Raw genomic sequence first — 23,518 nt, forward strand, 5'->3', positions numbered from 1 at the left:
GTTAAGCTAACTTGTACTAATTACCCGTGAGGCTTAACCATACAACGCCAAACGCGTTTTATGTGACTGTTTAAGCGCAGAAGTTAAGATTGTAGGTCGTGATTTATCGCGACAACTAAAGTAGATTTACTAACAGCTGTAAGCGATAAGCTTAAAGTTGTAAGAAGACAATTATCAGCATTTTCAAATTTTAGTTAGTGCGTAGAGATACGAACTGACACCAAATTTGCTTGGTGACAATAGCGTTTTGGACCCACCTGATCCCATGCCGAACTCAGTAGTGAAACGAAACAGCGCCGATGATAGTGTAGCATTTGTTATGTGAAAGTAGGTCATCGCCAGGCTCCAAATAAAGAAAGCCCGACTCATAGAGTCGGGCTTTTTTACGTCTGCAGGAAAGTGAAAAAGTGAGCAAGGTGCAAGGTGGTCAATGTCGCTCAGGCGTTCATCTGAAAGCGATATACCCTCATATATCGGTTGTCGCGATAAATCACGACCGACGGTTTTACAATCAACTTGCAGGTATTTTATTGTAGGTCAGGCTTTAGCTTGAAGGCATATACAGTATTCCCCAGAGCCCCATATACTCTCTTCGCAACGCATTTTCATGTCACGATAAATCACGATCTACAATAGGTTGACAGCAAGGGACTATATTTTTTCAGGATAGCTTGGTCTCTTGAACAGTAAATACAAACTCCATAAGTGAACAGCAACTTGTGCAAATTATTATCTTTATTGACTGGGCTATAACTAACTGTAACTATTATGCCTGCTAATGAGGTTGTTAAGGGAAGTGGTCGATATGTCTTGTATACAGGTTGTAATTATTGAGGATGAGAAAGCGATTGCTGATACGTTAATTCATACACTCGAAATGGATGGATTTAAAGTCGCCTGGTTTTCAACTGCTGGCGCGGGGCTTGAACATTTAAAAGCAATTAGTACTGATTTACTCATTTTGGATATTGGTTTACCCGATGCTAACGGTTTTGAGTTATGTAAGCAGATCCGAGAGTTTTCATCATTACCTATTATTTTTTTAACAGCCCGCAATGATGAAATAGATCGTGTAGTTGGTTTAGAGATAGGTGGTGATGACTACGTTACTAAGCCGTTTAGCCCTAGAGAAATGCTAGCTCGCGTGAAACTTCGTTTAAAACCACATCGTGTTTCGGCGCCACTGTTAGATTCCTTTCAAAGTAAACCTGTGCTTTATAGTGAAAACTACGATTATTATTATGCAAAGCAATCGCTTGGTCTAACTGCTTTGGAGTTTAAGGTACTCGATAAACTAGTCTCACAACCACGGCAGGTATTTTCTCGCGAGCAATTATTATCATCAGCTGAACTATGCCAAGAGAGTATGTATGCTCGTAATATTGATAGTCATATTAAAGCGATTAGAAACAAGTTACGCACAGCAGGTACAGATGAATTGATTCATACAAAGCGTGGCTTTGGGTACTTTTATGAGCCCGTTTAAACAGATTACTCAAGGGTTATCTCGATTTAAGCGCTGGCCTAAAATCCCTCTGGGGTTTAGATTATTTTTACTCTATTTTGTACTCGTTATATTAACAACTTACTTGGTTAGCTCTACTGTAATGCGCGAAATAAAACCAACGGTGCGTCAAGTAAGTGAAGAAACTCTCGTTGATATGGCTAATTTACTCGCTGTCATGGCCCGAGAAGATCTTGTTCAGGGTACATTGGTAGAAGGTAAGTTCGCTAAACAGATTAATTCATACGGTATGCGAGAGCCTAATGCGGCCATTTGGGGGATTAGCAAGCCTGCAATTAATCACCGTATTTATATTACTAATGCTGATGGAGTTGTTGTCCTTGATTCTTGGCAGCAAGATATAGGTAAAGATTTTTCGCGCTGGAATGATGTGTATCTGACATTACGAGGAGAATATGGTGCACGCTCTACAGCCTTGGATTCAAGTGATCCCCTTTCTACTGTGATGCATGTAGCTGCGCCGATTATCCATAATGAAAAAATCATTGGCGCTGTCACGGTAGCTAAAGCAAACCGATCGGTGCAACCATTTATTAATATGTCTAAGTACCGTGTATTAAGTTGGCTAGCGGTGATGAGTATATTGGCATTAATAGTAGGGGCTTTGATCGCTTGGCGGATCAATAGCGCTTTGTATAAGCTAGCTAATTATGCCGACAAAATAGGCCGGGGTGAAAAGGCCAATAAACCGACTTTTAGAGTATTTTATGAATATGGGTTACTCAGTGATGCACTTGAGAAAATGCGCCGTCAACTAGATGGTAAAAGCTATGTAGAAAACTATGTGCAAACTCTAACACATGAATTGAAAAGTCCATTATCAGCGATTAAAGGCGCGAGTGAGATCCTACAAACCCCGCTAAGTAATGATAAACAGCAGTTATTTGCTAGTAATATTGAATCAGAAACAGCACGAATGCAAAAGTTGATAGATAAGTTATTAGCATTAACGAAACTAGAGCAACTTCCTGAACTTGAAAAGCGAGAAGTTATTTTTATAGCCCCATTACTTGAGGCAATAAAGGGTTCTTTTATAGCTAAAGCCACTAATAAAAATGCCCTAATAACAATTCAATGTGACTCTAGTATGCAGTTAATGGGAGACCGCTTTTTAATACAGCAGGCTTTTTATAACATTGTTGATAATGCGTTCGACTTTTTATTCGAAAGCGGTCAAATCAATATCTTCGTAGAATTACGTCAGCGCATGGTGAGTATTAAAATTAGTAATACGGGCTCTTGTATTCCTGATTATGCGCTGTTGCGCATTACAGAGCGCTTTTACTCACTGCCTCGTGCTAACGGTAATAAAAGCACAGGCTTAGGTTTAAATTTTGTAGAGCAAGTCATTAAATTACATAAAGGGGAACTCACTATAAGTAATATTGAACAAGGGGTGTTGGTTGAGATCACAGTACCAACTCCATAAAAGCTCCACTTAAGACCCACCATAACTCCACATAGCTTCGTTACCATGTATACCCAAGCCACCTCAAGATGCAGAATTCAGCGTTTCACAGGGGCTTAATATCAAGGCGTTACTTTGAAACAATGGCAATCCCTTTTAAGAAGGAACAACGATGAGAGTAAGTCCCTGTGAAGCGCCCTGCGGGTTGGTTTTAAAGCGATTTATACTACGTTATTGATTTTAACAATAGAACCACTATTACTTGCAATCAATGCCTTGCCTAAATCGCTTTAAATTCCAACTGAAACTCGCATCTTGAGGTGGCTTGGGTATATTTAAATAATACATGGAGCGAATATAGATGAAACAAAAAATAGAAACAAAATTGTTGATAATCATAGGTTTAATTGTCCTGCTACTTATCCCAATTTTTATGATCCAAAATTTAATAGATGAGCGAGCTGATCTGCAAGATCAAGTTCAAGCAGATATTGCAAAAAGTAGTAGTGCTGAGCAACAAATTATTGGTCCTTTTATTCATGCTGAATATATTGAAACCAGCACTCGAGATGGTAAAACGATAGATCATGCCGTAAGTGTTTTGCTATTGCCTGAATCACTGAATATAGACAGCACATTATCAACATTCGAAAAATACCGGGGCATTTATAAAGCTCTTCTATATCGTTCAAAAAATAGGTTTGATGGTGTGTTTGATACAACGTCATTAAAACCATTAGCAGGCAAAAAAATAAAGCGGCTTAATCTTGTTATGGCCATTGCTGATATCCGAGGGATTGGGCAAGGCTCTCAAATAAGTATGAATGATCACACCTACAAATTGTTACCGGGTACGCAAATCGCACAATTACCAGAAGGGGTTCGTATTGAACTTGATTATGCAAGCATCATGGAAGCGCCTATTTTACCGTACCAAATTGACTTAAATTTGCAAGGTATGCGCAAACTTGCTTTAGCGCCTGTTGGCAAAGAAACCTCATTAACGATGCAAGCTGATTGGCCTCATCCAAGTTTTGTCGGCGACTACCTCCCAATTGAATCGAATATTTCACAGCAAAGCTTCTCAGCAAGTTGGCAAACAAATTATTTTGCCACGAACCTGCAGGAGTTATTTAACCATTGTTTATTTCAAAATGAATGTGCGCAATTTAAGCAGCGCAGCATGGGGGTTAATTTAGTTGATGGCGTAAATCATTATCTTAAAAGTTATCGCGCAAGTAATTATGCTTTACTCGTGATCTTACTGGTGTTTGCTAGTTTCTTTTTACTTGAGGTATTGCGTGGTGAGCCAATACACCCTGTACAATATGGTTTTGTCGGACTTGCTCTAGCTGTTTTTTATTTACTGTTGATTTCTTTAAGTGAGCATTTAGGGTTTAATCTGGCGTATCTTTTATCAGCTCTTTCATCCGCATTTTTACTCAGTATCTATGTTGCGGGCATGCTTAAAAATAGTAAACATGGTGGGTTTTTCTTCCTCGGTGTTGTGTTTTTATATGGTTTATTATTTGGCTTATTAAGTGCGGAAGATTATGCATTATTGATGGGCAGTGTATTGGTGTTTGCAGTACTCAGTTTGATTATGATGCTCACTCGAACCGTAAACTGGTATAGCACAAAGCCGCAAGCTGATAACGAGGTTACTTAAGTAACCTTCGCTCAAATAATAAAAGGGCTGATAATTTTATCGGCCCTTTTATGATTATTCAGAGTTCAGGTTTATTAACTATTAGACAAAAATACAGTTAGCTTTTCGCCTATTTTTAAATGGTCGCTTGAGAGATTATTCCATTGTTTTAGTTTATTTATACTGACTTTGTAATGCTTCGCGATTTTCCATAAGCTTTCTCCCGATTTTACTTTATGCTCAATTTCTTGATCGGCAAGTATAGGGAGGATCAATTTACTCCCCGCGCGAATGCGGTTACTCGTTAGGTTATTAAATGCTTTTAATTGATTCACACTGATCGCATAGCGTTTAGCTATCACACTGAGACTGTCACCAGATTGAATTGTATAATGCTGCCATTGACTGAAATCGTTACTTTTTTGACTTGCGAGCATGCTTTTAAATGCGGCTTGTTTATCTATAGGGACAACGATGTGCGGTGCATCAATAATAGCAGGAAAGCGGATCACGCCATTATTTAATGATTCTAGTTGTTGCCATTTATCTTTGTTATCTAAAATAACCGATCCCGATACAGGCACCACAGCAATAGCATTTTTATTTGGAATTACTGGAAATGCCATTTTCTGGCTTTTTAATAATTGCGCCGCAGCAAGTAATTTAGGTACGTACTGACTTGTTTGTTTTGGTAACTTTAAACTAAAAAAATCGGTCGGTTTACCCTGTTTTTTATTGTTACGAATTGCCCTCAATACACGTCCTTCGCCTAGATTATAGGCCGCAACAGTATGATACCAATCACCGTCAAAACGTAGATATAAATACTCCATAAAATCGAGCGCTGCGCGGGTACTATCTATGACATCCTGACGCCCATCGTACCAAGGAGATATGTGCACTTTAAAGTGCTTGGCAATTGCGGGAGTCAGTTGCCATAACCCTGAAGCATGTTTATGTGAATAGGCACTTGCATCAAAGTCACTTTCAATCAGCGGCATTAATGCCAATTCAATGGGTAACCCGCGTTTTTCGACTTCGTTTACAATATAGTAAAGGTAAGGTTCGGCTCGGCGGCTAATTTCATCCATATAGTTTGGGTGAGATAAATACCACGCTATGCGTTGCTGTACATCTGGGTGGCTTGAATCAGCAAAGCTTAACTGTACGCGAATACGTTGCCAAACATCATCTAGCGTTTGAGGGGCTAAAGGCGCTACCTGCTCAATCGCTTCACTTTGCTGACTAATAACGGAGCTTGGCTGTGCTGTAATAACTGTTTGAGGGGTTGGCTTTTCAGATGTGGTTTCACAGCCAGATAAAACAAAAATGAGCGGAAAAATGCCGATATATCGATTAGAAAACACGTATGAAATCACTCCTAAAGTGTCGATGAGGTCAGCCTAGCTAAAAACGAACGCTAGCTGGAGAGTACTAACAACACTAGGGCGTGTTGACCTTTGTGGATTGAAGTTTGTTCAATCTAGGGGCGATTTAATCGCGGCGCGAGGTTTGTAACCTAGTGGGCTAAGTAAAAACCGAGCAACAATGAGTTAATCACCCCTAGGAAGAACCCTTTGGGCAGCGCATGTTTGGCATTTATACTGCGTTATCGCCTATTTATGGGGAACAACCACACACCATAGGCGCTGCCTTGCCTAAATACCAAACAGTCTGCTGCAAAATCAATCACGAAAGGTCAACACGCCCTAATATTACTATGTTAATTAGCATCTTAACCAAAGTTGGGGTTAATTAATATTTAAGTGAGTTTTAAATTGATCTTTATAACGTCGGGATAAATTAAGTACCTTACCCGTGGTTAGTTTTATTTCACTATCGCCGCTAGATAATGGTGTGATCGATTCAACTGCATCTAAGCGAATTGCATGAGAGCGATGAATACGGCAAAATCCTTGAGATTCTAAATTACTGCTAAGCTGAGTTAATGTAGCACGAAGTGGGTAAATACGTTCTGCGCAGTGCAGGTTTACATAATTCCCAGATGATTCTAACCAGTCTATGTTGTTCACTTTAACGATAAACTCTTTACCGAGCTTTTTTACTAAAAAACGATCGAATTGGGTGGGGATAAGCTCTTCTTCATTATTTGCCAAAGTGGTCGCTTCCCCTATGATTTGAGCGAAAACATAACTAAATACTTTAATAACGACGATAAAAAACAAAAACGCCCACAGATCTTTGCGGTATTCATATAACAGCTCAAACCAATTCAGGCCAAAGTCATAAGCGCGCGCTTGTAGCCAATAGATAAGCTTGCGCAATCCAATCATCACCCCAACGTGCAGCACACAATAAAGTACAGATGCTGCAAAATATAAAGCGATTGAGCGGTTCACTGCTTGCCAATTAAAAGGATGGTGTTTTAGCAAGTATAAAAGAGCTGGTATGAGTAATAAGGTACTAACAGCGCTCGTGTATTCCCACACAAAAGGCTCCCACAACAGAAATGGTAATGCGCCATCGCGCTGCGCTTCCATAATTTGAGAGGTGGCGTTAATACTGTTGTTAATAAACACATACAATGCTAGAAAAATAGCGGCATACCATTTTTGGTAGTGTTGAAAGTGGTGTAGTTGAGCGCTATTTAATGTGTGCATACTTTACAGAGTTATCGCAAAAATTATTCCAATAAGCTTGAGCATAGCAAGCAGGTAATAATAGGCAATACTTTTCATCGGCTACTGTCCCTGTGAGCCACCGCTTATCCCTACGTATTGTTTTATCAGCCTTTTATACTTGGAATTAAGATTATCTTCGCTACATTAATACACATATTAAGGTATGGATGTAAGTCATGGTCAAACAACTAAAAAATGGGCTAGGGAGTGTTTTTTCACCTTGGCGAAATGTGTTTAATCACTCTTGTGAAAGTTTACCGCGGCGCTATGAGCTCGATTGGCTAAGAGTGTTGGCATTTGGTTTACTTATTTTTTATCACACAGGTATGCTGTACAGCCAAAGCTGGGGTTTTCATTTCAAAAGCCAATATCTAAGCAGCGGTGTTGAAAATGCCATGCTATTACTATCGCCCTGGCGAATGGGACTGATTTGGTTTATCTCTGGCGCTGCACTGCGCTTCATTGCGGCGCGTTTGTCTTTTTGGGATTTTTTAGTTAGTCGCAGTATACTCATATTATTGCCCTTGCTTGTTGGGAGCTGGTTTGTAGTTCCGGTACAGCTGTATGCGCAAATGTCACAAGAAAGTGGTTTAACGCTGAATTATTGGCAGTTTTATCAGGCATTTTTTGATTTATCACACCCGGTTTTTAAAAATTATAGTGCCGGTATTTGGCCCCATGTTGATGTAAATCACCTTTGGTATTTACGCTCATTATGGCAATTTACCTTGTTGCTTGTGCTGATTTTACCTTTACTACATCTTTCTAAAGTTCAGGCTTTAATTACGTACTTGTGTGAGCAGTCACTGCTTATTATTTTCATTGTATTACTGTTGCCGCTTTGCGCGCTAAAATTGAGCTGGCCGAGTGATACGTTTCGTTATCCCATGGGCGCGTTGTTTTTACTTTATGGTTATTTGCTTGCGTGGCAGCCAGTATTTTATAACCAATTACTGCGCTGTTGGCGGGTGTTGCTAGGGCTATTTATTGTCGGTTATCTATTAGTTGTTGCGGGCTATCATATTATTTGGCAAAACCCTGCATCTAGCCAATGGCAAATCACTAGCATGGACATGCTTTATACCACCCAGCGTTTACTTGGTGTAGTACTGATGTTAGCCCTCGCACAGCGTTTTTTGAATCGCAACCATCCGATACTTAGCAAGCTTAATGGCGCCGTTTTCCCATTTTATATTTTACATCAAAGCGTGATCATCGCCTTGGCGTTTTGGTTTACGCCAATGCAATTGGGAGTAATCATTGAGCCTCTTGCTATCATCAGTCTTACTTTTATGATTTGTTGGTTTTTCTATGAAGTGATTAGCGGATTCGATGTTCTTTGCCCGTTGTTTGGTATAAAGCCTAGCGGGCAATACAGCAGAAAACTTCGCTTTTATGCGCGGTTGATTGGATTTGGGATTATTAGCCCGTTGATGTTGGTATTACTTATTTAGAAAGTGATTTAGGGCTGAGTTAAGAGTTGCCCTGTATTATTAGTTGTCATAAAAAAACCATAAAACCGTAGCCCATTAGTCATACACATGTGATGCACTATGCCCCAATTAATTATTCAAAAAATTAAAAGGGTTTTTTCATGCTAAAACGTTCATTGCTCGCAATTTCATTACTTTGTGCTTTAACAGGGTGCTCGCTTGATGGCGACGATGGTTTAACTGGTCCGCAGGGAGGGCAAGGAGCTGCCGGTGTTGATGGTCAAAATGGAGTTGATGGGGGCGATGGCGCTAATGGTGAAAATGGTCAAGACGCGAATCGACTTTTAGATATTAACTTAGTTGGTCGCGCGGTACTAAATGCACAAAGCCCTGAAGGGGCCGCTGAAATTGTTGCTTATCAGGCTTCAAAAAAGTGGATTTATGCAATTAACAGCTCCGGTGATGTTGCCGTTGTAAATATTTTGCCAGCACAAAGCTTTGATAGCGCCGCCATGGTAAAAAATAATGAAGGCATTGTTACGGCAACTAATTTAACAAGCGCGATCACCATTACTTTAAATGATCACACCACCGGTGATGCAAACAGTATTGCAATTGATGAGAATAACCAGATCCTTGCTGTGGCAATGGCATCTAAAACGGTTGGTGAAGCAGGTTACATTGCCTTTTATAACATCGCAGGCGATGCCCCTGTTTTTATTAAAAATGTAATGGTTGGTGCATTGCCAGATATGGTGACATTCACCCATGACGGCAGCAAGGTAGTGGTTGCAAATGAAGGTGAGCCTGCAGGCGATTACAGTGTAGATCCACTTGGCAGTATTAGCATTATCAGTGTTAATAACGGGGCGATTGCAGATGCAGCTACAATGCTTGATTTTACAGCCTATAACGACAAACAAACAGAGCTAGAGGCACAAGGTTTTGTATTTGCCAATCCCACAGGGCGAACGATTAATGGCAAGGTTATTAATACAACGGTGGCAATGGATTTAGAGCCTGAGTATGTCAGTATCTCCAAAGATAACCGCTACGCGTACGTGTCTATTCAAGAAAATAACGGCTTGGCTGTGGTTGATTTAACAGACAACAGCCTAAAGTTGATGGGGCTTGGTTTTAAAGATTGGTCTAACTTGACCATGGATGCGTCAGATAAAGACGGCAAAGTTAATTTTCAGAAGTACCCAGGTTTATTTGGTATGTATCAGCCAGATACTATTTCCAGCTTTAGCTACAAAGGGGCAAACTTCATTGTCAGTGCAAACGAAGGTGATGGCCGAGAGTACTTTTTTGATGCAGCCAATGCCGCAGACTGTACAGCAAAAGGCGGTCTTGATTTTGACGATAAAGACGGCTGCTTGGCGTACATTGATGAGTCACGCGCAAAAGATTTAACGCTCGCGGCGAACTTCTCTTATCTGAATAACGACAATGACGATATTGGCCGTTTAAAAGTAACCACAGTGAAAGGCGATGCAGATAATGATGGGCAATATGAGCAGCTTTATACTTACGGTGCACGCTCATTCACTATTTGGGATAGCAATGGCTTAGTGGTATTTGATTCTGGGGATCAAATTGAGCGCATTACCGCATCTATTCATGGCAGCGCGTTTAATAACGATGAAGATACCAATGAAGGCGATACCCGCTCAGATGCCAAAGGGCCGGAGCCTGAAGCATTAGCGCTTGGTAAAGTTGGCGAGCGTTTATTTGCGTTTGTTGGATTAGAGCGTATGGGTGGCATTATGGTATACGACATCACCAACCCATTTGACGTTAAATACACTGATTATTTTTATAACCGTGGCACGACAGAAGGGGCAGATATCACTGGCGATTTAGCGCCAGAGGGCATGGCATTTGTACCAGCTGAGCAAAGTGCGACAGGCAAAGCATTGCTGATTGTGGGTAATGAAATATCAGGTTCAATAGCAGTATGGGAAATTGCACTTAAGTAATTATTTAACTTAAAAATGGCGCACATACACAGTGCGTCCTTTTATTTTCTAGCGCGTAAAGGTGTTTACTGTAGGGTTATATTTTAGGTTGTCGCCATAAATGACGACCTACAATGTAGGGCGTGCTTTAGCGCGAAAAGGTGTTTGCTGTAGGGTTATACTTTGGATTGTCGCCATAAATGACGACCTACAATGTAGGACGTGCTTTAGCGCGTAAAGGTGAATTTGGCTGTTTATGCTGTGTCGCCATAAATGACGACCTACAATGTAATGGCGTACTAAACAGTGCGCCATTTTATTATGTGGTTGAGTTATTCCAAAATTGGTTTTGGCGTATCGTCAAATGCACTATTTTTCACCAAACCTCGGCGTTTGTATTGCGCTAAAGTAAAACAAAACCCCGCTACAACTAACAACATCGCATTGACTAAAACCACATCTAATAATTGGTAACTGTGCGTGGTGTGTCCAAAAATAGTATTTATAAGGTCGTAAATAGGGCAAATTGTAAATAGTAATGCTGCAACAAATAACTGTTGTACCATCGCTAAACGAACGCGCTGGCGCTGCATACTATTAAATATTGCATGTAATAAACTGACTCCAATAGCACAAAAGAACAAGGTAGGCAGTAGTTCGGTTCGATCCCAGCTAATAGAAGTAAGCCGTGCGCCAATAAAGCTGCAGGCTACGGCGATTAATGTTCCTGTTGAAAGAGCTAAGGTCATGGCTTTTACAAAAGCTAATCCTCGTTTACTTTGTTGGCGGTTATTTTCTCGCTTTTCTAGCCAAATAAGGTTGCCGGATAAAATTAAATAACAACAACTAAACCCTAAAATAAAGTACACAAACTTAAGCGTGATCCCACCAAACTCGCCAAAATGTAGATTACTTAGTACAGTGTAAGTGGCTGCTGTAGGCGCTTGCTTTGAATTATACTCATCAATAAACGAGGCATCTTTAAGCTTATAAGTAAGGTATGTTGTGGGCACTAAACTGTTTTGCTCATGTAGCCTAACTTCTACCTCGCCATTTTCGTCTCCTGCACCATAAATGTTTATTATTTTAATAGCTTGGTTTGGGTACTGTGTTTGGGTTTTTTTGAGGATGACATCAACTTGGCTATTGTTTACAGCATTGCCAGAATATTCCACTTGAGGGAATTGAAAAAAGCCTGCCGTTTGTATTAAAGCAGGTATATCACCTTTAAAAACAGCAAAACCAAAACCTGCTTGTAGCACAATACTTAAATTAAACATAACCCCAGTCAGTGCAAAAACAAAGGTAAATGGCAGTGATGAAACACCAATTAAAGTATGCCCATCAAGGTAAGTATCTTTATTACGATTTGTACGGTATTGATAAAAATGACTGATCATTTTTTTCAATACCATACATAAACCAGACATCACCATCACAAAAAAGAGCAAGGTAATTACACCCACTATTTCAGTGCCATAAGGGAGTAATAAGCTGATATGTAAATTATAGAGCATGTCACTCAAATAAAAGGTATCAAGATCAAATGGTAGCTGCTGCCCTGTAACAGCATCAAAATTTAGCTGGTGGTCAACATGATGACCATCCGCAGTTTCAGTTTCGAACGCGGTGTAATAATAAGGTTGCTCTGCTGATGGTAGTGCAATTAATAAATTATGATGGGCAGGAATAGCAAAATTTTGAGCTGCGATATTATCTAGAATTGTTGATACAGGCACCACTTCACCCGAAGCGGCCGCAGGAGCATGATACTGGCTATCCCACTGTGTAATATTATGGCGGAAAAACGAAATTGAGCCGCACACAAATACAATCATTAATACGCCAGAGATAATTAACCCAAGCCACGCATGAGCATGTGTAAGGTTTTTTAAGGTCTCTTTATTCATACTGTTGGCCCCGTAGCAGTTAAAAATACGCCAATGAAGATAATAATGGTTGGAATGGCCGCCTTAGCAGCTCTTAACCATGCTTGTTTATTTGTATTTGCACCATAGCACCAAGTCATCACGCCAGCCCATGCTGATAAAGCGAATACCAATCCAAGCGCTAAAATAAGCCCGACTAGTTGAGGGAATATTAAGCTAATGATGCTTGGCACCAGTATCATTACAATTAAGCCACTTAACATTCCGGCAAATGTTTTATGCCACATGAGTTGCTCCTAATAAGTGAAATACCGCCGCGAGGCAGCAAAAAAAACCAACGCTTGGCCAAGCCCATTTAGGTCTGTGCGAGAGTAAAAAAACAGGGGCAGGAATAAAAAACATAAATAAAATGAATACGTAAAGAAGCGCAATAAAAATGCCTGTATTAGCAATAAGCATCAGCGATACAGTTAAAATTAATAAACCGGTCGTAAACAACAAGGTTAACCATTTTGGCGGTACACGCTGATTGGGGTTTATAAATTTTTGTCTAGGGCTTGCCCCATATAACAAAATGCCACACAGCCAATAAGCTGGTAGCAAAAAAAAGTAGCTCATTTCTATTCCTTTAAATATTATTTTTATATTGTTTAAACGACAAAAAGACGCCAGCTGAACTGACATCTTTTTAAACCAACTACCTGGCGCTTTGCAGAGACTTACTCTCTGCAAAGCGCCTAGGTTCTGACCCTGTGAAGCGCTTAATCATGCATTTATACCCAAGCGACCTCAAGATGTGAGTTTCAGTTGGAATTTAAAGCGATTTAGGCAAGGCATTGATTGCAAGTAATAGTGGTTCTATTGTTAAAATCAATAACGTAGTATAAATCGCTTTAAAACCAACCCGCAGGGCGCTTCACAGGGACTCACTCTCATCGTTGTTACTACTTAAAAGGGATTGCCATTATTGCAATGTAACGCCTTGATATTAAGCCCCTGTGAAACGCTGAATTCTGCATCTTGAGGTGGCTTGGGTATACAAGGCTTAGGTAATTCTTACTTATAAATCAAATACACCACGAATATTAAGTGCAAACTCTCTTGGTTTTCCTAAATCAGGATTTCTGACTCCGTTTGAAGTGAAATATTCTTCATCCAGCAGGTTTTTGCCAATGAGGTAAACGCCTACAGATTCCCACTCATAGCCGATTTGTAAGTTCACTAGAGTACGTGCATCATTGTGTAGATCATAATAAGGGTCACCCGGCTTATCGCCATTACGTTCAGGGTTGATAGCAGTAGGTGCATTGCTTGCATAATTAAGGTTTAGGTTGGTAAAAAAGCCATTATCAGCTTGATAGGTTAAACCTAAATTATGGGTTCTTTGTGGAGCCATAAAGCGACGCCCAGATAAATCGGTTTCTTTAAAGCCATCAGCAACCGGGATGCTTATTTTAAAATTAGTAAACTCAGTGCCAGAGTAGCCAATGGCCGCATATGCCGTCAGGTTGTTGCTTACTAAATAATTCAGCTCTAGCTCAAAGCCTTGGACTTTTGAGCTTCCGGCATTTTTTGTTTCTCTATCATAGGTATTTGTAGATAGCTGCACATCAACTTGTTGATCTTTCCAATCAATGTAGAACAGATTGGCATTTACCGTTAACTTATTATCAAGCCAAGTTGAGCGGTATGAAAGTTCATAATTGTCTGTATATTCAGCATCATACTCAAAAATTTTACTAGTTGCTTGGTTTACACCTACGCCACCAGAACGGTAGCCTTTTTGGTAAGTGAAACTCGCTGTCGCATTATCATTAATGTGATAGCTGGCACCAATTTTAGGTAATAGAGTGTTAAATGATGCGTCTACCATTGGCGCTGTTTTTGATGCTTGTGCAGCAAAGGCCAACAGCTTATTGTTTATACCCGTAATAAGGGGGGTAATACCTTCAAGAGGAGTGCCTGAGTAATTGGCTGGGTTAGGCATTTTGTCTTGATTTAAAATAGTGTACTTAGCGTCATTAGCGTTGCTTTGTTTTTCTTTATCGAAGCGGATACCGGCAAGTAAATCCCATTGATTATTTAAATGCCATACACCATCGGCAAACAGTGCATAACTGGTTACTTCGCTGCTTAGCTGCGTATAAATTTCTGTTGTTGCAGGGTTAAATGCATCGTATTGGCTGTAAACTAAGTCAGCAATATTTTTTGGCAATTTAAACTGCGCTTGCAAGCCATCGCTAGATAAACCAAACCTGGATAACTGATAATGATTTAAGCCGGTGCTAGTACTCTCGCTGTCGGCGTTAAAATAGTAACCACCTAACACACCGCTAAAGCTATCATAATCAAACGTTAAGCGAAGTTCCTGACTTAACGTATCAATATTAGAGTCATTACTGCGAGTGCTGCCAGTATCGACTGTTGGCTCTATACCCCTTTTAGCCACATAATCAGAGTCCCAGACAAAGGAAGTGTCTACAGTTGAATAGGTAGTATAAGACGCAATCGATAAGTGATCGTCAATATCGTATTGCAACGTTAAAGAGGCAAGATCAGAGCTGGTTTTTCGTCTACGGGGATCATTAAAAACGGTTACGCGATTTTCAAAAGGGTTTTGACCTTCAGCAATTGCCAGTGTAGTCGTACCGTACGATCGCTCAGCATTCATTAGACTTAATTGGGCAGAGAACCCTTCTAAATTTGTGGGTTCATATAAAAACTTAAGGCGGTATGTGTGTTCATCAGAGGCACTGGCATCTGAATTATCAAATGTATTTTTTACGGTGCCGTCATCGCTGGTTTCTTCTGCACTAAAGCGAAATGCAAGTTGCTCATCAACAATACCACCTCCAATAGCAACACCTACATCCTGGTGGCCATGGGATCCTACGGTAAGTTTATATTTGCCTTGCCAGTCATAGGTTGGGTTTTGTGTATTTAAAATTACAGCACCCGCTAATGCATTTCTGCCTTGTAGTGTTGATTGCGGACCGCGTAAAACTTCAATTTGTTGCGCGTCCCAAGTTGAAAAAGCACCGGCTCTAACTAAGTCAGCAGGTAGGGGCGCACCATCAACATAAATACTGGCTAAAAAGCTATTACCACCGCCTGAAACATTAAAGCCATCAATACCGCGAATGCTAAAGCTGCGATTATTGTCACTATGCGTATTTGCAATATTAATCATTACATCATCAAAGCTGTTTATCTGTTGTTGCTCAAGTTGTTCAGGCGTTAAGACCGCTACACTGGTTGTTGTTTCTTGTAAAGAGCGGGCTATTTTTTGGCCTGTTACCATAATAGTTTCGATTTTTTTATCGCTATCAGGTGTCACTTGTTCGGCATGAGTAGTATGAGAGAGTATTACTGCTGGCAATAAAGCCATGTTTAATGCAGCAGAAACTAACGAGCGCTTCATAGAGTCCTTCTTTTTTACAACATTTCATCTTGTGTTCACAATGGTAACATGTGGTTTTGCAAATCACTATCATTTGCATTGCCTTTTGTTCGGGTTTTGTAAAGAAGGAATAACCATATTGGGCAAGAATCACACTATAAAATTAGTACACGTATAGTGATGAGCTGTGGCAAGATGAGAGAAATGTGGTAGTAAGTTGTGTTTTAGCGAAAAGTATAAATTCTAATTACCGTCATAAATGACGGCCTATCATCCAAACACACACCTAAAGCATGCGCCTTGTGGCTTTTGCACATAAACTAAATCACCGCCGTGGTTGAGCATAATCTGCCTTGATAGGCTTAGGCCAATACCAGAACCTTGTTGCTTGGTGGTAAAGAAGGGCACAAAAATCATATCTATAACGTGTTCAGCAATACCTGGGCCGTTATCACTGATTTCAATGTAAAGCTGTTGGGCGCTATTTTGCGCGAGGGTGAGTTGAATTATGGGTGTTTTGTTTGAGTGCTGTGCGTTTTGTTGATGATCCATAGCAAGTACTTCAAGTGCATTTTTTACTAAGTTAACCAGCACTTGCTCTATTTGGCTATTATCAAGCATCACCAGTTGCTGGCTACGAATCGCAAGCTCAAAAGTTGTGCCTTGGCTGAGTGCTTGCTGCTGGTGCAGAGCGACTATTTGTTCAAGTATATTAGCTAAATTGTATGGTGCTAAATTAGGTTTGGGTAAACTACTAACTTGACGAAAACGTGCTATAAATTCGCCTAAATGCCCGGTACGTGACGCTAACGTGCTTAGCGCAAGTTGTAAGTCTTGCTTATCTTCAATATCATCAAAACACAGTTCTTGCGGTAATAAGGTTGTACACGTATGAGCTAGAGATGAAAGTGGCGTGATAGAATTTGCTATTTCGTGCGTTAGTACTTTAGTTAAGCGCTTATAGGCTTGCTGTTCTTTTAACTGCAATTGATCATGAATCGATTGTATGCTGACAACACGGCGAACTTTCCCCTGAATTTCGGCGATACTTAGTTGAATTGACAATGTATCGTGTTGTTCACCTATTTGCCAGTGTAGGGTGCTACGTACGTTTTGGTCGGCTTGTAAAAGTAGCTCACCCACCGCGCCTAATTCAGTTAAGTGCTTAAAGCTTTTGCCTAAAAGCTTATTTACAGCAGGGTTTGACTCAATAACTTGGCCGCTGTCATCAGAGACTAATACAGCCAAGTCGACATGAATTAATAATGCTTGTAAAAACTGTGCTTGTTGCTCGGCATTAAAGCGTGCGGTTTGCATTTGCTCTTTGACTTGATCGAACTGCTTACGCATTGGATGATACTGGCTAAGGCCTAACGTACTATCGCCATTAGCGAGTGCGCGAATAACCATTTCGGCTTGTTTTTGCTGGCGAGTAAATAGTGTAAATAGATGGCCGATCAGCGCAATACTTATTAAGACAACTGATAGCAGCGTTGCCGAAAAGCCTTTATTAATAAACAGGTAGCATAATAGTGCACTGCAGCTGGTTAATGCGGCTAAGTTAAAGGCGAGTAAAAAATAAGGGCGCATATTTATAAGCCATACTTTTCAAGGCGGCGATACATCGCACCGCGGGTTAAACCAAGCGCTTTAGCTGCGTGGCTCACATTACCTTGATAGTGAGTAAGGGCTGCGCGCACTGTGCGTTGTTCGAGTATATCTAAATCAAAAGTATCGTACGCATTATTATTTTCAATTGGGTTATTAGTGCTGTTGACGTTACTTGTAATATTGCCAACCACTGAACTCACATCAAGATTTTCGCCTTCGCTTAATATTACCGCACGCTCTATGGCGTGGGCGAGCTCACGTACATTACCCGGCCATGAGTAATGGCAAAGCGATGCCATATCATGCGTGGTTATGGTTAAGTTGCGTTTATATTTTTGTGCAAAATGATTGAGGTAGTAATCAGCAAGTAATGGAATGTCATCACTGCGCTCACGTAAGGCAGGTAATCTAATTTCAACGGTATTAATACGATACAGTAAGTCGTGACGAAAACGACCTTCAGCGACCGCTTGCTCAAGGTTGTCGTTAGTGGCGCAAATGAGGCGAATATCAATATCAACGGCTTTACTGCTGCCAACGGGCGTTATTTGTCTATTTTGCAGTGCAGCCAGTAATTTGGCTTGATGCTCTAGGGGTAAATTACCCAGTTCATCTAAAAATAAACTGCCACCGTGGGCAAGCTCAAATTTACCAATGCGATCGGCTTTAGCATCAGTAAACGCGCCTTTTTTGTGGCCGAATAGTTCACTTTCAAATAAATTCTGCGCTACTGCACCCATATCTAAACTCATAAAGGTTTGATTGTGGCGCATACTTGCTTGATGAATGGCATGCGCGGTCAACTCCTTCCCTGTGCCACTTTCACCGGTTATTAATATGTTGGCATCAGTTTGAGCTGCTTTTTCTATGGTGCTAAACACCTGCTGCATCGCATTGCTTTGACCTAAAAACTTAAAGTTAGGCGTGTTTAAGGCTTGGTTTAACCCTTGTTTTTGCCGCGTTAATTTGCCCACTTGCTGTTTGTCTTTGGCGTGTGAAAATGCAGCGGCGACTGCGCCAAGTAATTGCTCGTTTTGCCAAGGCTTGGCAATAAAATCAGAGGCCCCCGCTTTAATTGCATCTACGGCTAATTGAATATCGCCGTAAGCGGTCATTAGTAAAACAACGATGTTGGCGTCTTGTTCGATGATTTTTTTTAGCCAATAAAAGCCTTCCTTGCCGCTAATGGAATCTTGGCTAAAGTTCATATCTAATAAAATAACGTCAATGGGCTGATCGCTATTGCGCTGTTCGTTAATAATGCCAGCAATATCAAATGGGTTATCAGTAGTTTTAACGCGTTGATAGTGTTGCTTTAATAATAAACGCGCCGCAATGAGAATATCGGGGTTATCGTCAACAATTAAAATCGAACCTGAATGTTTCATAATTATTATTTTTTATAAGGTTTTATTTAGCCTAAAACAAAAACGGTACAGTGTCCATAAATGGACGCTTAATAAGTTACTAAGTGTTCTATTAGCGGACACTTAGAGTATCCGCTGGGCAAAATTTAAATTTAAGTCATTGTAATTTAATAAAAATAAAAGTTGGCATGCACTTTGTTATACCTATGGGTAATTAGATTAATTAAACCTGTATCAAGGTAGCCGACATGGACAAAAAAATAGAACGCTCATTTACGCAAAAATATTTAAAAAAATTTACTTTTGCAGCACTTACTTTAGGTGTTGCAGCGGCTGCATACGGTTTTACGCAAAGCAGTGATACAGGCCGTAGCCAAAATATCGAGCGCAGCAGTTTAACGGTTAGCACGGTTAAACAAGGTGCCTTTAAAGATGCCTTAAGCTTACGCGGTCAAGTTGTGCCAAAAACCAGTATTTACCTTGATACTATCGCTGGTGGTCAAGTTGAAGAGCGTTTGATAGAACAAGGAGAGTTTGTAGAAAAAGGCCAGCCACTGGTGCGCTTAAGCAATACTAACTTACAGCTGGATGTTATGAGCCGTGAGGCACAAGTAACAGAGCAGCTTAACTTTTTACGTAATACACAAATGACGATGGAAACCAGCCGCTTAAATTTACGCCGTGACCTATTAGAAATCGAATTAAAAATCACTCATTTAACACGCCGCTTAAAACAAACTAAGCCCTTGGTTAAAAGCGGGGTGTTGGCGCAAGAGCAATTAGCAGAGCTTGAAGAAGATTTAAATTATTACCAAGCCCGTAAAGAGCTCACCCTAGAGCGCCAAAAACAAGAAAACTCAATACGAGAGGTGCAAGTGGCTCAGCTTTCAGATAGCGCTAAAATGCTAGAGAAAAACCTCCAGTTTGCCCGTCGAAACCTCGACAACTTATTGGTAAAAGCGCCCGTGTCAGGCTATTTAAGCGAGCTTGATGTAGAAATTGGTGAGTCAAAAAGTAGCGGCGCACGACTCGGTCAAATTGATATTCCTAACGAATATAAATTAGTGGTGCGTCTTGATGAGTTTTATTTAAATCAAGTTCAGCGCGATATGACAGTGATGATTGAGCTTGATGATGGCGAGATTACCGCCAAAGTGAGCAAAATTGATAGCCGCGTACAGCAGTCACAATTTCAAATCGAGGTTGATTTACCCAGTGCGACAAAAAGTATTAAACGTGGGCAGAGCATTGATATTGAGTTAATGCTAGGGGGTGACAATAACAATGCCTTACTGCTTAAACGCGGGGCTTTTTTTACTAACTCGGGCGGTAACTGGGTTTATGTAATCGAACAAGGCGGTGATAAAGCAGTGCGCCGTGATATCCGCCTAGGCAAAAAGAATCAACACTATTTTGAAGTGCTTGAAGGGCTAAACGCTGGGGATCAAGTGATTACCTCAAGCTACAGCAACTTCGAAAAAGCACAACAACTACAATTTTAAGGATAACAACAATGATCAAATTAACTAATTTAAGCCGTGTATTTCGTACTCAAGATGTTGAAACAACAGCGCTAAGCAACATTAACCTAACAGTAAACGAAGGTGACTTTTTAGCGATAATGGGCCCGTCTGGGTGTGGTAAATCAACGTTGTTATCAATTTTAGGCATGCTGGACTCGCCAACAAGTGGTGGCTTTGACTTTGCAGGTACTGACATTGCAGGTTACAGCGAGAAGCAATTGGCAGAGCTACGTAAAGCTTCGATTGGTTTTGTATTTCAGAGCTTCAACTTAATTGATGAGCTAACTGTATTTGAAAATGTTGAGCTGCCTTTACAGTACCAAAAAGTGAGTAAAAGTGAGCGTAAGCAACGTGTTGATGCAATTTTAAAACGAGTGGGAATAGACCACCGTGGCGAGCATTTACCTCAGCAGTTATCGGGCGGTCAGCAGCAGCGTGTTGCAGTCGCGCGCGCTTTGGTTATTAACCCTAAGCTAATTTTAGCCGATGAGCCAACGGGTAACTTAGATTCTAAAAATGGCGATGAAGTGATGGCCATGCTACGTGAGCTAAATCAAGAAGGCACCACGGTTATTATGGTTACGCACTCTGACAAAGAGGGAAACTACGCAGACCGTTTAGTGCGCTTGCTTGATGGCCAAGTGATGCTTGATAAAGCAAATTTAGTACAGCAAGCCGCTGTTGAGGTTGCTTAATATGCTTATTAATTACTTGGTAACTGCCCTACGGGCATTTAAACAGCAAAAACAGCATTTTATTTTAAACTTAGTCGGTTTAAGTATTGGCCTTGGCGCGGCTATTTTGGTTGCCCTGTTTACTGTTTATGAATCATCTTATGATAATTTTCAACCGCAGCATGAGCGCGTATTTCGTGTATCTCAAACGTTTAATACATTAGGGGTTAGTGCACCTATTTCGAATAAAGATGCCTTAATGACGATGCGAGACCTTCCTGCGATAGAAGATATTCTAAGTTTAGGAATGGTCCCACCAGGTGATGAATATAAGGTGGATGGTGTAGGTTTTAAATTGGAAGGTGTACTAAGTGCAAGCTTAAATATTCTTGAGTTTATGCAAATAGATGTACTGCATGGACAGCTTAAAGAGGCGCTTTTACAGCCAAACCATATCGCTTTAAGTCGTAGCTATGCACTGCGTTTATTTGGCCAAGAGCAAGCAGTAGGCAAAACCATGCAACGAGGTGATAAGCGTTGGACGGTTGCTGCTGTATTTACTGACTTGCCCGAAAACACACATTTTGCATTCAATGCACTAATTAAAGAGTCTGCGCCCTCAACTTCTTATAGTAGTAACTCAGGCTACAACTACTTACGTGTAACCGCAGGGACAGACATTGCTACGTTAAATAAAAGCATTGAGGATCGTTACATTAGGCTTGCTTTTCCTGAACATAAAGACATGGTTTCATTATCGCTACAGGCGTTAACAGATATCCATTTAACGAGTGATTCGCGCTATGAGATGAAAGAAAATGGCTCACAAACAACGGTTTATATTTGTATAGGGTTGAGTATTTTACTGATTGCATTGGCAAGTTTTAATTTTATTAATATGAGTATTGCACAAGCTGCACGCCGCGCTAAAGAAGTGGGGGTACGTAAAGCTCTTGGTGCAAGCCGAGGTCAAATAGTCACACAGTTTTTACTTGAATCGGTATTAATCACCTTATTAGCCGGTGTTATTGCGTGCATGTTAGTTGAGGTGAGTTTACCAATATTTAATCAGTTAATTGACCGCCAACTAGTGATGAATTATCAATCTTTATTTGCTGCGCTTGTCATGGGGGTTGTGCTATTGATTGGATTACTAGCAGGTGTTTACCCCGCGCTATTTATGTCGGCTTTTAGTGCAAAACGTGTTCTCAGTGGTGATTTGCAGCGAGGTCATACTGCGATTTTAATTCGTAAGGCGTTGTTGGTACTTCAGTCTGCCCTTTCAGTGGCGTTGATCATTGGCGCTATGTTGTTACAGCAGCAGCTTAGCTACTTACAAACCTTGCCAGTAGGTTATGAAAAAACAGCGAAGCTGCAAATATCAGACATTGATGCCGGCGATCTCTTTTATCAACAAAATAATGCGTTATTAAACCAAGTAAACAATATTAACGGTGTTGATCATGTTGGCGTGATTGATATCTCATTAACGGATTCGTTTAATTCATCGTTGAGCTTCACCGCAGATAACGGGCAGTTTTCAGAGCAAATTTTACCTTTTATTGGTGTTGGAATGAACGCAATACCAAGTATAGGGCTTACGCTCATTGCTGGTCGAGATTTTAGCCAGCAGACATCAGCAGATTGGTATGCACTTGATGATAATCAACAAGCGAGTGCATCGGTAATATTAACAGAGTCATTGGTAAAACAAGCTGGTTATAGCTCTCCAGAAGCTGCCCTTGGCCGTATCTGGAAAACCCAAGATGGCCGTAATAACCTGATGATTTTAAAGATTGTAGGGGTAGTTAAAGATATAAAAGTTGGCACAGTTCGCGATCAACAACCTGCAACTCTCTTTATTTGTGGTTATACCAATAGCTGGACCGGTCGTATGCTGCTCGATATAGATATGACTCAGTTAAGTGCTATCAAAGCTCAATTATCACAAGTGCTTGGTAAATCGCTCAATATATTTGCACCAAAAATTGAGCTTGTCAGTGAAAACTATAAAGCGATATACCGTAATGATGAGCGCACTGCAAAGTTAGTCAGTGTTTTTTCTGCACTGGCCGTATTTTTAGCGTGTATGGGGACTTTTGGTTTAGCGTCTTTTTCAGTATTACGCCGTCAAAAAGAAGTTGCTGTACGCAAAGTACTGGGTGCATCACGCATCAGTATTATGAATCTACTCGCTAAAGAGTTTTTAATTCTAGTAGTGATAAGTGTCGCGATTGCCTACCCGCTTACTTTTTGGCTGGTGGGCGATTGGCTAGCGAACTTTAATGAGCGTGTTGAGCAAGCTTTTTGGGTGTATGGCGTGGCTGCATTGGTTGTGGCAGTAATAACTTGGCTTACGGTAGCAACTATTGCTTTCAAAGCCGCGAGCGCACGGCCATCGCTTACTTTACGCTATGAATAATAAAAAAGTGATGTT

15 protein-coding genes and 1 rRNA gene are annotated in these 23,518 nt (G+C 40.6%); 9 read left to right on the top strand and 7 right to left on the bottom strand.

Annotated features, from left to right (window positions below; translation table 11 throughout):
• Window positions 1-229: 229 nt before the first annotated feature.
• The 4 genes from rrf to creD all read left to right on the top strand — a co-directional run bounded on the left by rrf (window position 230) and on the right by creD (window position 4,602).
• Window positions 230-344 (top strand): 5S ribosomal RNA (gene rrf, locus A7967_RS08825).
• 461 nt (window positions 345-805) lie between these two features.
• The gene (locus A7967_RS08830; protein ID WP_054205792.1) at window positions 806-1,486 is read left to right on the top strand and encodes a response regulator; all 681 of its coding nucleotides are present in this window, start codon (window positions 806-808) and stop codon (window positions 1,484-1,486) included.
• Window positions 1,473-2,954 carry a two-component system sensor histidine kinase CreC gene (creC, locus tag A7967_RS08835; RefSeq protein WP_054205793.1) on the top strand — a complete coding sequence of 494 codons (1,482 nt, stop codon included), beginning with the start codon at window positions 1,473-1,475 and terminating at the stop codon, window positions 2,952-2,954. The genes A7967_RS08830 and creC overlap by 14 nt, the downstream gene beginning before the upstream one ends.
• 340 nt (window positions 2,955-3,294) lie before the next feature.
• Window positions 3,295-4,602: a cell envelope integrity protein CreD gene (creD, locus tag A7967_RS08840; protein WP_054205794.1), complete on the top strand. Its 1,308-nt coding sequence runs from the start codon at window positions 3,295-3,297 to the stop codon at window positions 4,600-4,602.
• Between the two features lie 74 nt (window positions 4,603-4,676).
• On the opposite strand, the gene A7967_RS08845 is transcribed toward creD, so the two are convergent.
• Together A7967_RS08845 and A7967_RS08850 are read right to left on the bottom strand one after the other, a co-directional pair.
• Complete coding sequence (locus A7967_RS08845; protein ID WP_054205795.1) at window positions 4,677-5,948, bottom strand: LysM peptidoglycan-binding domain-containing protein; 1,272 nt, start codon at window positions 5,946-5,948, stop codon at window positions 4,677-4,679.
• Window positions 5,949-6,332: 384 nt separating this feature from the next.
• The gene (locus A7967_RS08850) at window positions 6,333-7,202 is read right to left on the bottom strand and encodes a LytR/AlgR family response regulator transcription factor (RefSeq protein ID WP_054205796.1); all 870 of its coding nucleotides are present in this window, start codon (window positions 7,200-7,202) and stop codon (window positions 6,333-6,335) included.
• Window positions 7,203-7,399: 197 nt separating this feature from the next.
• Between A7967_RS08850 and A7967_RS08855 the strand changes: the two genes are divergently transcribed.
• Together A7967_RS08855 and A7967_RS08860 are read left to right on the top strand one after the other, a co-directional pair.
• A complete protein-coding gene (locus A7967_RS08855) occupies window positions 7,400-8,677 on the top strand; it encodes an acyltransferase family protein (RefSeq protein ID WP_082379053.1) in 1,278 nt (425 codons plus the stop codon).
• 140 nt (window positions 8,678-8,817) lie between these two features.
• Window positions 8,818-10,638, top strand: a complete 1,821-nt coding sequence (locus A7967_RS08860; protein WP_054205797.1) for a choice-of-anchor I family protein — start codon at window positions 8,818-8,820, stop codon at window positions 10,636-10,638.
• A 311-nt stretch (window positions 10,639-10,949) separates the two neighbouring features.
• Here A7967_RS08860 and A7967_RS08865 read toward each other — a convergent pair whose 3' ends face one another.
• The 5 genes from A7967_RS08865 to A7967_RS08890 all read right to left on the bottom strand — a co-directional run bounded on the left by A7967_RS08865 (window position 10,950) and on the right by A7967_RS08890 (window position 18,905).
• Window positions 10,950-12,527 carry a PepSY-associated TM helix domain-containing protein gene (locus tag A7967_RS08865; protein ID WP_054205798.1) on the bottom strand — a complete coding sequence of 526 codons (1,578 nt, stop codon included), beginning with the start codon at window positions 12,525-12,527 and terminating at the stop codon, window positions 10,950-10,952.
• The gene (locus A7967_RS08870) at window positions 12,524-12,793 is read right to left on the bottom strand and encodes a hypothetical protein (protein WP_054205799.1); all 270 of its coding nucleotides are present in this window, start codon (window positions 12,791-12,793) and stop codon (window positions 12,524-12,526) included. The genes A7967_RS08865 and A7967_RS08870 overlap by 4 nt, the downstream gene beginning before the upstream one ends.
• A gap of 773 nt (window positions 12,794-13,566) precedes the next feature.
• Window positions 13,567-15,927 (bottom strand): TonB-dependent receptor, encoded by a 2,361-nt coding sequence (locus A7967_RS08880; RefSeq protein WP_054205801.1) that lies wholly within the window; start codon window positions 15,925-15,927, stop codon window positions 13,567-13,569.
• A gap of 249 nt (window positions 15,928-16,176) precedes the next feature.
• On the bottom strand, window positions 16,177-17,496 hold the full coding sequence (locus A7967_RS08885; protein WP_054205802.1) for a sensor histidine kinase: 1,320 nt from the start codon (window positions 17,494-17,496) through the stop codon (window positions 16,177-16,179).
• Between the two features lie 2 nt (window positions 17,497-17,498).
• Window positions 17,499-18,905 (bottom strand): sigma-54-dependent transcriptional regulator, encoded by a 1,407-nt coding sequence (locus A7967_RS08890; protein WP_054205803.1) that lies wholly within the window; start codon window positions 18,903-18,905, stop codon window positions 17,499-17,501.
• Window positions 18,906-19,132: 227 nt separating this feature from the next.
• Between A7967_RS08890 and A7967_RS08895 the strand changes: the two genes are divergently transcribed.
• From A7967_RS08895 to A7967_RS08905, 3 genes are read left to right on the top strand one after another with little or no spacing between them, the layout of a single operon-like run.
• On the top strand, window positions 19,133-20,386 hold the full coding sequence (locus A7967_RS08895; protein ID WP_054205804.1) for an efflux RND transporter periplasmic adaptor subunit: 1,254 nt from the start codon (window positions 19,133-19,135) through the stop codon (window positions 20,384-20,386).
• Between the two features lie 11 nt (window positions 20,387-20,397).
• Window positions 20,398-21,102, top strand: a complete 705-nt coding sequence (locus A7967_RS08900) for an ABC transporter ATP-binding protein (protein WP_054205805.1) — start codon at window positions 20,398-20,400, stop codon at window positions 21,100-21,102.
• Between the two features lies 1 nt (window position 21,103).
• Window positions 21,104-23,503 (top strand): ABC transporter permease, encoded by a 2,400-nt coding sequence (locus tag A7967_RS08905; RefSeq protein WP_054205806.1) that lies wholly within the window; start codon window positions 21,104-21,106, stop codon window positions 23,501-23,503.
• The last annotated feature ends 15 nt before the right edge of the window (window positions 23,504-23,518 follow it).

The sequence above is a fragment of the Pseudoalteromonas neustonica genome, assembly GCF_001653135.1.
Classification (GTDB): Bacteria; Pseudomonadota; Gammaproteobacteria; order Enterobacterales; family Alteromonadaceae; genus Pseudoalteromonas; species Pseudoalteromonas neustonica.